Origin of the sequence: Moorena sp. SIO1F2 (genome assembly GCF_010672755.1) — a bacterium.
Taxonomy (GTDB): domain Bacteria; phylum Cyanobacteriota; class Cyanobacteriia; order Cyanobacteriales; family Coleofasciculaceae; genus Moorena.
Window position 1 is genome coordinate 1 of the sequence record NZ_JAAHFV010000020.1, and the last position, 12,566, is coordinate 12,566.

A 12,566-nucleotide genomic window follows, 5' to 3' on the forward strand; every position below is an offset into this window, starting at 1 on the left:
CGCTCCCACTGATCATCTCGCAAGGCATACCGACGCATTACTTCCTCCTTAGTTGAGTTTTCCTGACTCCCCTCAGTTCTATAGCTGCACTGACTGGTTGTCAATTCTCTAACTGACGACATGCCCTAGTTAGGGAAGCCCTGGAGCAGGTGATGTGGTGCTGTCTGAGTCAGTAACGATGTAAATTGATTCTACCTGTTGGTTCTGTTGAGGCAGGGCTACAAAGCGTCCTTCATCAATCAAATAGGTAATGGTTTCACCCTGAATACTATTGCCCTCCTGCAACACAAAAACATTACCATTGAGAACCAGACGGCGCTCACGGCTGAAGTATTGGGCTTGGGCTGCAGTTGCTTGTATTTGGCGAGCGGGATAGTTAATTTGGACATTGCCACGGGCTGTGACTACGCCAGTTTTGGAGTTAGCTTCCTGGACATCAGAGCGAACCGTCAAGGCACCTCCATCAGCTGCTGATGGTTTATTTTGGGCTTGTGCTTGGGGGATGTTAAGGAAAGTTGGTAATGCGATCGCACCTACCAAGGTAACTGGCAAGAATAATCTTAGACCTAGATTATGCCTTAATCGGTTAGTATATTTAAGGTCGGACTTCATGCTGTTGTGTGTGATGACTGATCTCGAATACCAATAAGCTGTTCTGCCTACTAGTTTAAGCAAATCCAGCCATAGCTTGGGAATTAAAATGGGCTTTTTGCTCTAAGGCACGTGTTTTAGTTTTGACGACTAGGCACCAACAAAGTTTCTCATCCCTTCAAAGCATGTGCTAACAACTAATGGTTAACAAGTTAATGGTTAACCATCAACTCCTTTGAGTTTTGGAAAACCCCTAACCCCTTCGCCACCAACTACAACATCATTGCTGTCAGCCGCCTCTAACTGTCTAACAAAATCAGCAACTTGCTCTGAGCCAACGTTTTGCAATGCCTGTAGGAGATTAACACTTTGAGATAGTAGCTCAGTGACATCAATCCCCCCATAGTCCGGTTGATAGTTACTGAGACGTCCAATCCCTTCACCGAGTAAAACCACTGCACCACGCCAGTTTAGATTACCTAGGTGGTAGCAGCCAACAGCTATTTGTAAAATGCCTTGATAAAACCGCTTTTGCGGCTCAACTGCTTCTATCCATAAAGCTTCAAGGGTGTCGTGACAAGCGTAAAACTCTTGCTGATTAAATTGATCGACACCCTGCCAAAATTCTTCAGGTAGTACTATGGCTGTCATGCCATGCTATCTCGCGCAGCTTTAATTTCGTCTAGGGAAATTTCTTGCTTATCACCCGCAAAATCGTTATCCGGGGTCAAAAATAACATACAGTGGCACTCCTTGCGTTCCCGCATTGGGACACAAGGGCAATTCCAGAAGGTAGCTTTCACCTCTGCTTCTTTGTCTTCATAATGGCGGCAAGGGCATAAGGGAGCACCGAGTTCTTCTTTGTTTTTGGCAAGTCCCTCAATAACCACAGCAGTTACGCTTGGGTCAACACAGAAGTAAGTATCAGTCCGCTGAGCATAAGTCTGAGCAAAGTTTTGCATCGCCTCCAGTTTACTATCACTGGCTTGATTAGCTATTGGTGATGTAGTCATTTAGTAAAATTCAGTTATGAAAGAGTTCTTAGAATTGTATCGTACTGTCTTACAGGTAAATCGGATATTTGTTGATCGTTGGGATAGCGATACATAACATAGTTTAGGATAATTGCTTGATCGGTTGAATTGGTGTTAAGAAATACCAAAACCTTCTGCTTTACCCTAAATCAGCAGACCAGACTGCAAACAACCTGACCTTAGCTCCGTTCATAATCCGTTGCGTTTCACAGCTTATTTGCTATCGTATCGGTTGCTGTAACTGGGGTTTTAGGGGCTCAGTCGTATTAATTACAATTCCCAAACTATCGCGCTTAAGTTGTTGGACTGGCTTCCCCACGGATACATCTTTTGGCCAAAGTAAGCAACGACTTCCAGGGGGTAGGGAGTTAAGACTAACAGGATTTTGAGTCAGCCAGATCAAGGGTAGATAGGGGGGTAAATAGGGTTGCTCTTCAGCTTTCCCATCAACTCCGGCTTGGGTGGCAGCAAGGGCTTCTAACACTACTGAACTGCCGTGCAATAACCCTGTTATTGGTGTCCATAATTTCACATTTGGCTGAGTCCGACAAGCATAGGAGTACATAGAAGCAGCAGCAATCACGGCTTGTTCAAAGTCTTCGGGATGCCATTGACTGGAGCTATCGAGGCATATGATAATTTCTTGAGAACCAGTCAATACTTCTAACTCCCGTACCAGTAATTCACCGTAACGAGCACTGGTGCGCCAGTGAATCAGACGGGTAGGGTCACCAACTCGGTAAGGTCGTAGTGCTTTGGTAAGGTCTTGGCTAAGTGATTGAGATTTGCGATCGCTTTGGACTTGCATACTGTCCTCTTCACCGATTTCATCCACTAGGGGACAGCAAGTAAGGGGGAGTACAGTGGGATAAACTACTGCCCTAGCGCTGACATATCGACGGCGACGGCACCAAAATAATCCCAAGGGTGTGGCAGTTCTCAATTGTACCTGGTGCCAACGATAGACTCCTCGTTTGGGGGTGGGATGGTAATAAACCCAGCGATGGACACTTTGGGCTGGAATGCTAGCTACTGGTGTTTTGGTCATTGCTCCGAGTTCTGGTGGGAGCATATCCTGAACTTGTAATAGGGTTTGAGGTCCGAGGGTGGGGTTTTCGATTTCTAGTTCAATGGTTAACTGGTCTCCCACACTGACTGGTGAGATCGGACGTCGGCGTACTGATAGATGGTTAAGCGATCGCACTGGTAAGATAACGGCAATTACCAGTAGGGCAAAAATAATTGCACTGATCACATAGAGCCATCCTGCCATGGTATTGGTGGCAGCGCCAAAGAAACAAATGGCAATACCTGCTAAAAGCAAACCTCCATAGGCGGGATTAACCCAGTTGGTTTCTAACCATTCGGTGGTTTGTTTGATAATGCTCATGACTTTTTACAGTTATTCAACCCTCAACTTGTTCTCGTACCTGTTCTACACTCAAGCTAAGGGCTTCTGCTACCTGTTCCACTGTTAGTCCCATCTTCAGGAAACGGGGCACAGCCTCGAAGATTGCCTGTTCAGCTTTTTGAGCTCGTGCATGTTCTACTTCCGCCCGCTCATTACCAATCAGCAATAGATTACCTTGGTTATCCCACCACCTTAACCAGAGTTGGTTTTGATTTTGATAGGTTCCCTGCCACAGTCCCAATTCGATTCCTAATGGTTCAATGGGATAATGACCTCGCTCGTTGGGCTTCATTTTGTGATAGAAACCTTTAAGGAATTCATAGACCTCCAAGTTACCAGTTTTGATTTCATAAATACCGTAATAGGCAATGCGTATAATCTGCTCATAAACCCAAAATTTGCCTGGTTTAGTTACTTTTCCTTCCTCACTTCGGGATAGAGGAGTTTGGTCTCGTTCTTCTTCCCCGTTCCCACTGGCAAATTCAAGAGCAATTAAAGGAGCGATATATTCTCGCCATATAACGTAGGAACGGCGAATTTCACCATCTAACTTAGGGGGAACATTGGGAACATAAAACCAGTCAGGAGCTTCTGCTCCTTTTTCGGGTGGGTCAGTTTCTCGCCAATAAATACCACAGTCTTGCCCAATGGCATAGTGTCCATCAGGATGGATTTGCTGTAAAACTGGTCCAATCGAATCTGTCAGTAATATGCTTTGGGGGTGTTCCTGAAAATTTTTCACAAAACTTCCATCTGATTCTGGTAGTTGGGTGTGATCTGGGAAAGGAGGAGGTAAAACAACCCGGTCAATACTTTGAGTCATGGTTTCCTGATCGGCTACTGCTGGGGGTATAGATTTATTTTGGCAGAATTTTTTATGAGTCAGGACTTAATAAAATTTCCAATTATCTCCCTTAAAAATACCTACAAAATTTTGCGCCCAGTCAAAAGTCCCCGCACTTCCAACATGGCAGAATAAGTAGGCAAAATATGAAGGGTTTCATGATCTGGAGTTTGCTCCAAAGCGGTAGCGATCGCGTCTGATAAATCTTCTTTAATAATCAATTGGCAATTAGTCTGGTCTTGATTCTGGTCTTGATTCTGGCTGTATTGTAGACGGAGTGCCATATCATAAACGCGATCGCCACTGACTACCACAGTTCCCCCTGAGTTCACTAATTTCTCTGTATCCACATCCCAAATCCAAGACACATCTGTGCCATCGGGGGTTCGGTCATTGAGTACCACTAGCTTAGTGGATGCTCCACCTTGTTTTTGCAAGTCATTAACAGCTCGAATCGTTTCATTCATCCCTACTGGATTTTTGGACAACAGAATCCGAACCCGCTTCCCATCCACAACTAATTCTTCTGCTCGTCCAAAGGCAGCGCGGAAGGTTTTAATACTGTTGTAGATGGTATCCCGGTCAATTCCCATCTCTATGGCTAGTAATCCCGCTGCCAATGTATTGTATTTGTTATAGATACCAATTAATATTTGTGGCCACTGGCTACTATTGACTCCGAGTTGAGGTTTACTAAAGCCACATTGAGGACAGTGATAGTCTCCTAGATGGGACAGATAAACCCCCTCATAGTCCAGGGGATGTCCACAACTGGGGCAGTAAATTGAGTCAACGGCATGGGGAATTTCATCAAGATAGAGATCTGGCTCACTTAACCCAAAGAAAAGGACTCTCTGGGGTAACTGTTGACCGAGGTAAGACAGGGTAGGGTCATCGCCGTTTAAAACTACAACGGTTTCCTCAGGTAAGGGAGCGATCGCATTTTGCCAGCGACGGCTAATAGTATCCACTTCCCCATAACGATCCAGCTGGTCACGAAACAGGTTTAAGCCCAAAATAAATTTAGGCTGACAATCAAGCAATAGCAAGGGCAGCACATTTTCATCTACTTCCAAAAGGGCGTAGTCAGCATCCAACTGACCAATGCCATTGGTATTAACTAGGAGTGCGGTCACTAAGCCATTAATCAAATTTGCCCCAGTACTATTGTGAGCAACTTGCCAACCAAGGTCTTCCAGGATAGTGCATAGAAGTAGAGAGGTGGTAGTTTTACCGTTAGTACCAACAATTAGAATCACACCTCGTCTGACCTGATCCAAGAGTAAGGGAAGCACTTGAGGCTGGAGACGACGGGCAATTGCTCCAGGCAGAACACTTGCTGCCCCTAGGTTTAATAACCGAACCAGAGCGGTGACGGTTTTGGCAATGCCTACGGATAACCCTAATCGTAATCTATCGATAATTGATCTAGTCACGGGATGAAAGCTACAAGTTGTTCGTGGATTAAAGAGTTGGAACCAAAGATGAACCGATCAGAATCGAAACTTCCGATCAAAACTAAAAACCTACCATTGATGAAGTGGAGGATAATTAGGGAAGATTTCACGCCCACCACAGCGCAAGTACTTCACTGTGTCCTTCATGCAATAGTGCTGCATCGTTCATCTTTCATACTTAATAGGCAATGCTAGCAGTTCAAGAAGCAGAGTCAATCATTCTCAATTTGGTTCAACCCTTTGACCCACGGCTGGAAACACAGGTGGTAGAGCTATCTGCTGCCACTAATAGAATTCTGGCAGCAACAGTGACCAGTAACTTAGATTTTCCCCACTGGGATAATTCAGCCATGGATGGGTATGCCGTGCGCTATGGCGATGTCCAATCCTGCAATCGCGAACAACCAGTAGTTTTAACTATTGTCGAAGAAATCCCTGCTGGATATCAACCCCAATGTGAAGTGAAACCGGGACAAGCCTCACGGATTTTTACTGGAGGTTGTATGCCAAAAGGAGCTGATACGGTGGTGATCCAAGAAAACACCAAACTCCAGGATAACCAGGTGGTGATTTTGGAGGCTCCCCAATCCCAAGCCTTTGTCCGTCATCGGGCATCTTTTTACCAAGCCCAAACCAGTCTTATGAAACCAGGCATTAGGCTTGGTGCTCCAGAAATCGCCATTTTAGCTGCAGCTCAGTGTAACCAATTGACAGTGTATCGGCGTCCTCGGGTGGCAATTTTTTCCACTGGCAACGAGCTAGTAACCCCTGACCAACCCCTAAAACCTGGTCAAATTGTGGATTCTAATCAGTATGCCTTGGCTACCTTTGTCTCCCTCTTGGGAGGAGTACCCATACCTATGGGGATTGTGCGCGATCAGCCAGACGATCTAAAAAATGCGATCGCAAACGCTATCTCCGAAGCAGATATGGTTCTATCTACTGGGGGTGTATCAGTGGGGGATTATGACTATGTAGACCAAATCTTAGCCCAGCTCGGAGCAGAGATTCACATACACTCGGTTGCCGTTAAACCCGGTAAACCCCTAACAGTTGCTACCTTTACCTCCCCCTTGCCTAATTCCCCAGAAGAAAGTGATCTTTCTATTACTCCTTCGTGTTCAAAACGTCCAGTACTTTACTTTGGTCTACCTGGGAATCCCGTTTCAGCACTAGTCAGTTGTTGGCGGTTTGTTAAACCAGCACTGTTAAAACTATCTGGTTTACCGGAGGAAGTCTCGAAACCAGTTTTTGTCAAAGCGATCGCATCTAATGACTTACATGCTGGTGGAAGCCGGGAAACTTACCTGTGGGGACAACTGTGTTTAGATGCAGCTGGTGCCTACGAATTTCATCTGGCCAGTGGTAGTCATAGTTCTGGTAATTTGATTAATCTTGCTTATACCAATGGTCTAGCAGTGGTGCCAATCGGTAAAACCTTGATTCGGGCTGGTGAATCAGTATTAGTCTTACAGGTAGGGGAAGGTTTGGCTAGGGCAAAAGGTAATATCAAATCTGGTTGAATAACCATACTTCGTGGTGAGGGGAGCTTCGGGTGCAGGGGAGCTTCGGGTGCAGGGGAGCAGGGAGAGAAATATTTTGTCTAGATATCTTCAGTCTGGGCAATTATCCGGATTTGATATAAAAGGTAAAAGCCATGGAAGCAAGGATCTTTGATTTATCACCAAAAACCTGGTTTTATAGCACTACGCGCTACTGTTAGGACATTTCTAAACTCCGAAACCTAGTCCTAGCTTGCTTTTGACTTCTGACTTCTAACTTCTGACTTGCGCGTAGCGCTATAAGGGTCTTGGTGCGTAATTCCTGTGGACTAACGCTTTGTTGTCATACCTTGCTCGCCACACCCGGTCAACCGGTCACCCACCCCATCACCCTATACCCGTAGCAAAGCCGGATTTTTGGTTTCACTGTGTAAGTCCTAAAATAGATAGAGTAGTCTTGGAAACCAGGTTACTGGTCAGTAGCGCCTATCGATACTATCTACGGTAATCTTCAAGGTCTTAAGCCTAGCCAGCTCAAGCAACTAAAACGGCTGTATCACCAACGCTTACCTAGCGATAACTTGACTACACCGGAGTTTGCTCAACGTGTTGCGGCCATTAGCACAGACATTCAACAGCCCCTATGCACCTACATCAATCGCCGGGGACAAGTGATTCGTGTGGCTGTAGGTACCCCTACTCAGACCAAAATTCCTCCCCTGGAATTGCCCCGTTACGGTGCTGAACGATTGTGCGGGATTCGCTGTATCGCCACTCAGCTCAAATCAGAAACCCCTAGAGAATCTACCCTCACGGCTATGGCAATTCAGCGATTGGATGCATTGGTGGTACTTACGATTACTGGGTCAGGTATGATAAGGCGGGGTGGTGGAGCAACAGGTTATATCAAAGAAACCTATCTCGCACATTTGCTCCCTCCTAGTAACTCAGAAGGACACAATAAGGTAGACTCTCAACTCCTAAATTGGAGTGTATCATCACCCATTAGTCTGGATATTCTGACCAAGCAGGATTTCCAGGAATTGGTCGAAGAGCTAGAAGCTGAGTTTCGACGGCAATTTGTGGCTCAGGAAGTCGATGTTGACCAAGATAGGGTGCTGATTATAGGGTTAATGACTGAAAAAATCAGCCCAGAGCGATTTGAAGATGGCTTAGCAGAAATTGGGCGGTTGGTGGAAACCGCTGGTGGAGAAGTATTAGGGGTAATCCAGCAAAAGCGATCGCATCCCCATCCCCAAACAGTAGTTGGTAGCGGTAAAGTAGAGGAAATTGCCCTGACTACCCAAACTCTAGCCGCTAATCTGGTAGTATTTGACCGCGACCTATCACCAGCACAAGCTCGCAACCTAGAATCCCAAATTGGTGTTCGGGTTGTAGACCGTACTGAAGTGATTCTCGATATTTTCGCCCAAAGAGCTCAGTCCCGTGCTGGTAAATTGCAGGTGGAACTGGCACAACTAGAATATATGTTGCCTCGCCTTACTGGTCGGGGTCAGGCGATGTCCCGGTTAGGGGGTGGCATTGGTACTCGTGGTCCGGGTGAAACCAAACTGGAAACCGAACGTCGCTCCATTCAGCGTCGAATTGCCCGACTTCAACAAGAAGTAAACCAATTACAGGCTCATCGGTCAAGGTTAAGGCAGCGGCGTCAGCAACAGGACGTTCCGACAGTGGCGGTCGTTGGTTATACAAATGCCGGCAAATCTACCCTGTTGAATACCCTAACCAATGCTGAGGTTTATACCGCTGACCAGTTATTTGCTACTCTTGACCCCACCACCCGACGCTTACCTATTGTTGACTCAGTAACGGGTAAATCTAGCGCTATGCTATTGATCGATACGGTAGGGTTTATTCACGAGTTACCCCCACCCTTAGTAGATTCATTTCGGGCTACCCTCGAAGAAGTAACAGAAGCAGATGCTTTGCTGCATTTAGTGGATTTATCCCATTCAGCGTGGGCTAGTCACATTCGTTCTGTAATGGGGATTCTGAGGGATATGCCCATTACACCAGGACCGATTTTAGTAGTATTTAATAAAATCGACCAAGTAGATAGTGATACCCTAGCGTTAGCGAAAGAAGAATTTCCTCAAGGAGTCTTTATTTCTGCTAGTAAACGTCTTGGACTGGAGACATTGCGTCAGAAACTAGTTGAGTTAGTTCACTATGCGATCGCAACTCAATAAAGTGAATCAGCTTCATAAAAAAATAACTAAAATCGTGAGTTCGCTCGTTCTAAACAAGTAGTTATTTTGGCAGTTTTATGTCTTGCTAGGAGTCGAGTTTACCAACGTCTATTACTACTTTTAGAGGACTACCATTATGATATAATGACTTAATAAACTGGGTTAGCTTCATAAAAAAATCACAACTGTAAGCTAATAGATAGGGATAATTTAATTGTTAAAACCAAAACCAACTTCAAAGTTTGATGCTTCGTTCTGGGGACGCCGATATCCTAAATTTCCTTGAACAAATCCAGTTGGCTCGCAACGTCCCGATTGGCTTAAGGTGCTATCGTCTGCGAACTATGTGCATGCATTTTGGGCGCTGGTTAAACTTAGAGCCAGAAGCAATGCGTCAGCTGGTTTTTTTGTGCTATTGCCACGGTTTAGGGAAAATTAGCATTCCCGATCAGATCCTGTTCAAAACAGGACCGCTGACAGAAAAGGAGTGGACAAAAGTTAAGGAGTATCCTGAAGTTTCAGAACTGATTTGTAACCAGCATCCACTCCTGAAGGAGTTTGCATTCTTAGTGCGTACCCACCAAGAGAGGCTGAATGGCACTGGTTATCCGGATGGGTTGCGTGGTGAGAAAATTCCTTACATTGTTCAGGTCTTTCAGCTGGTGAATGCGGCAGATGCTATCATCAGCAAGCGGCTATATCGTAACCGTAGTGATCCCCCAGGCATTCGCCCCTACTGGAAACAGGCGGTAGCAGAAATTACCAAAGAAATAAACGTTGGTGCAAGAGATCCAGAACTCTGTGAAAAGTTTTTCCGCTTTCTTGAACTGTACTATCGAGGCGGTGGTTGAAGGTTAAATGTCAAAGGTTTAAAGTTGAAGGTTTAAAGTTTAACCAAAAAAGAGTTGACTAGTTGGTTTCACCTTTTTCTTTCTTAAGCTATTGCCAACAGGTCTTACAATTAAGAAGTATCTCATCAATGCCTGCTTCAATGGTTATAGAAATCCGCTGACTAAAGTTGTCGCAGCATGGGTGCTTTTTACCTTATTTTTGAGGATTAAACGGTCAATTGTATTTCTGTATAAAAGCAGTAAATATCCTCATTTTTAAATATAAATTCAGGTAAATTTTGCCAAACTTTATCCTTCATCCTTTATTTTCCCTCCTTGATGAAACCCTACAAGGAAAGCCTACGGCGAACATCCTTCATCCTGACCCAGTTTCAACTGCTTCAAGTGATACACCCTAGCGGTATCAGTGAGGTTATATTGTAAAGGGGTGATGGTAATGTAGTTGTTGCGAATTGCCTGAACATCAGTAGGGATATCTTGAGGTAAGTGAATATGATCGGGTTGTTCCACATCCTCAATAACTTCACCAGCTAACCAGTAATAGATTTTACCTCGGGGATCAACTCGTTTCTCAAAATTCTCGATATAACGACGAATCCCTTGACGGGTGATGGCAATCCCAGCTATTTCTGAGAGCTTCACAGCTGGCACGTTCACATTGAGTAATGTTGTTTTTGGTAAAGGTTGCTCTGACAGCTGATTTAGGAGAGTTTTCGCGAATGAAGCCGCTACTTGAAACTCCTTTGAGGTGTAGGTGGCTAGACTGAAGGCAATGCTGGGAATCCCTCCGATTACCCCTTCCATAGCGGCTGAAACAGTGCCAGAGTAGAGGACATCAGTACCCAGGTTAGAGCCGTGGTTAATCCCAGAAAGCACTAAATCTGGTGCGCTATCCATTAATGCCCACAAAGCCAGCTTTACACAGTCTGAAGGGGTTCCAGAACAAGACCAAGCAGTAACTTTGGGATGAAAGATGTTATCTATAACTTCAGCACGGATGGGCTCATGGAGAGTCAAACCGTGACCAGTTGCTGATCGCTCTCGGTCAGGACATACTACGGTAACATTATGCCCCGCTTCAGCGAGGGTGTTGGCAAGGGTACGTACACCAAGGGCAAAAATACCATCATCGTTGCTGATCAGCAATTTCATAGGATATGAGGCTACAGCTAAAGAGAAAAGTCGCTGTTCGATTCTAATCTGAAATTGATATATTCTAAGACCGTTTACCCCACTCACCTGACCATTTTTTCAGTAAAATGAAACAGTCCTGCATAAATGACAGGGGTTTCCGGTTCTTCTCTTATTAACCTAAAATTACTGATGACAAGCCTCAACGAGATTGAGACCCAACTAGCTACACTCAAAGAAGAAGCAACCATTGCGATCGCTTCTGCTGATACCTTGGAAAACTTGGAACAGTTGCGCATTAATTACCTAGGCAAGAAAGGGCAACTGTCTCAGATATTGCGGGGAATGGGTAAGTTAGCACCAGCAGACCGACCTAAGATTGGTGCGATCGCAAATGTTGTCAAAGAAACCCTCCAGCAGAACCTAGAGCAGAGGCTGCAAGAGCTGAAAGCAGCTGAAATTCAGGCAAAATTGCGTTCAGAAACCCTGGATGTGACTATGCCAGGGGTATATCGTCCCCAAGGTCGAATTCACCCCCTCAATAGCACCATTGATCGGGCATTAGATATTTTTGTTGGTTTAGGCTACACCATTGCTACTGGCCCAGAGATGGAGACAGATTACTATAACTTTGAGTCCCTGAATACTCCCCCTGACCATCCGGCTCGGGATATGCAAGATACCTTCTACTTGCCCGATGGTAATTTGCTGCGTACCCATACCTCTTCGGTACAGATTCGCTACATGGAAAACCATGAGCCACCGATTCGGATTGTGGCACCTGGTCGAGTTTATCGACGGGATACGGTAGATGCTACCCACTCGGCAGTGTTCCATCAGATAGAACTTTTGGCAGTGGATGAAGGGATAACCTTTACCGACCTCAAAGGTACCCTTAAGGAATTTTTGGAGGCAATGTTTGGGGAAGAGTTAGAAGTGCGTTTCCGTGCCAGTTATTTTCCTTTCACTGAACCTTCAGCAGAGGTGGATGTGCAGTGGAAAGGGAAATGGTTAGAAGTGATGGGTTGCGGTATGGTTGACCCCAATGTACTCAAGGCTGTAGGCTATGATCCTGAAATTTCTACAGGTTTCGCTGCTGGTTTTGGAGTAGAACGTTTTGCCATGGTGCTGCACCAGATTGATGATATTCGTCGCTTGTATAACAGTGATTTGCGCTTTTTGAAGCAGTTTTAGTTTTGATTAGCGTTACTGGTAAATTCAACGAAACTTTGATTCATCAAAAAAAAATCACAAGGTAAACCACAATCATCCAAAGGATAAGTTAATTATATAGCGTTGCTTATCCTTCTGATATCGCCAGGAAACTGATTCTGGGTCTTTATCCTGACTCCACTGCTTAAAATCAGCTTGGTCTCTTAATTCTTGGAGTGTTGCTGGTGCCACTCCTAATCGTTGAGCTAATTCTTCTTCACTTAGTCCTTGTAGAAATTGGCTCAGTGAATTAAATTCTGGTGAGTTCATTCCCAAAAATTAGAGGATATCTAAAAAAATCAAAAATAATTGCGTACGTAAAC

Annotated in this window: 12 protein-coding genes; 4 read left to right on the plus strand and 8 right to left on the minus strand. The window is 45.0% G+C overall.

Going from position 1 to position 12,566, the window contains the following annotated elements; genetic code table 11:
* Nucleotides 1-129: 129 nt before the first annotated feature.
* The 6 genes from F6J94_RS04320 to F6J94_RS04345 all read right to left on the minus strand — a co-directional run bounded on the left by F6J94_RS04320 (nt 130) and on the right by F6J94_RS04345 (nt 5,316).
* Nucleotides 130-612 (minus strand): LptA/OstA family protein, encoded by a 483-nt coding sequence (locus tag F6J94_RS04320; RefSeq protein WP_293037213.1) that lies wholly within the window; start codon nt 610-612, stop codon nt 130-132.
* A 198-nt stretch (nt 613-810) separates the two neighbouring features.
* The gene (locus tag F6J94_RS04325) at nt 811-1,242 is read right to left on the minus strand and encodes a DUF309 domain-containing protein (RefSeq protein ID WP_293037216.1); all 432 of its coding nucleotides are present in this window, start codon (nt 1,240-1,242) and stop codon (nt 811-813) included.
* A complete protein-coding gene (locus tag F6J94_RS04330; protein ID WP_070395220.1) occupies nt 1,239-1,604 on the minus strand; it encodes a ferredoxin-thioredoxin reductase catalytic domain-containing protein in 366 nt (121 codons plus the stop codon). The genes F6J94_RS04325 and F6J94_RS04330 overlap by 4 nt, the downstream gene beginning before the upstream one ends.
* 241 nt (nt 1,605-1,845) lie before the next feature.
* A complete protein-coding gene (locus tag F6J94_RS04335) occupies nt 1,846-3,015 on the minus strand; it encodes a DUF58 domain-containing protein (protein WP_293037219.1) in 1,170 nt (389 codons plus the stop codon).
* Nucleotides 3,016-3,031: 16 nt separating this feature from the next.
* Nucleotides 3,032-3,859 carry a Uma2 family endonuclease gene (locus F6J94_RS04340; protein ID WP_293037222.1) on the minus strand — a complete coding sequence of 276 codons (828 nt, stop codon included), beginning with the start codon at nt 3,857-3,859 and terminating at the stop codon, nt 3,032-3,034.
* Between the two features lie 101 nt (nt 3,860-3,960).
* A complete protein-coding gene (locus F6J94_RS04345; RefSeq protein WP_293037226.1) occupies nt 3,961-5,316 on the minus strand; it encodes a Mur ligase family protein in 1,356 nt (451 codons plus the stop codon).
* 209 nt (nt 5,317-5,525) lie between these two features.
* Between F6J94_RS04345 and glp the strand changes: the two genes are divergently transcribed.
* The 3 genes from glp (at nt 5,526) to F6J94_RS04360 (ending at nt 9,900) form a co-directional block, all read left to right on the plus strand.
* Nucleotides 5,526-6,860 carry a gephyrin-like molybdotransferase Glp gene (gene glp, locus F6J94_RS04350; RefSeq protein ID WP_293037230.1) on the plus strand — a complete coding sequence of 445 codons (1,335 nt, stop codon included), beginning with the start codon at nt 5,526-5,528 and terminating at the stop codon, nt 6,858-6,860.
* Between the two features lie 560 nt (nt 6,861-7,420).
* Complete coding sequence (gene hflX, locus F6J94_RS04355; RefSeq protein WP_364302420.1) at nt 7,421-9,049, plus strand: GTPase HflX; 1,629 nt, start codon at nt 7,421-7,423, stop codon at nt 9,047-9,049.
* A 245-nt stretch (nt 9,050-9,294) separates the two neighbouring features.
* Nucleotides 9,295-9,900: an HD domain-containing phosphohydrolase gene (locus tag F6J94_RS04360; RefSeq protein WP_293029945.1), complete on the plus strand. Its 606-nt coding sequence runs from the start codon at nt 9,295-9,297 to the stop codon at nt 9,898-9,900.
* Between the two features lie 339 nt (nt 9,901-10,239).
* On the opposite strand, the gene surE is transcribed toward F6J94_RS04360, so the two are convergent.
* Entirely contained in the window at nt 10,240-11,052 is an 813-nt protein-coding gene (gene surE / locus F6J94_RS04365) for a 5'/3'-nucleotidase SurE (RefSeq protein WP_293037233.1), read from the minus strand.
* 171 nt (nt 11,053-11,223) lie between these two features.
* On the opposite strand from surE, the gene pheS reads away from it, so the two are divergent.
* Nucleotides 11,224-12,225, plus strand: a complete 1,002-nt coding sequence (gene pheS, locus F6J94_RS04370; RefSeq protein WP_366514156.1) for a phenylalanine--tRNA ligase subunit alpha — start codon at nt 11,224-11,226, stop codon at nt 12,223-12,225.
* A gap of 72 nt (nt 12,226-12,297) precedes the next feature.
* Here pheS and F6J94_RS04375 read toward each other — a convergent pair whose 3' ends face one another.
* Nucleotides 12,298-12,513, minus strand: coding sequence for a hypothetical protein (locus tag F6J94_RS04375; protein ID WP_293037236.1), 216 nt, complete (start codon nt 12,511-12,513; stop codon nt 12,298-12,300).
* Between the last annotated feature and the right edge of the window lie 53 nt (nt 12,514-12,566).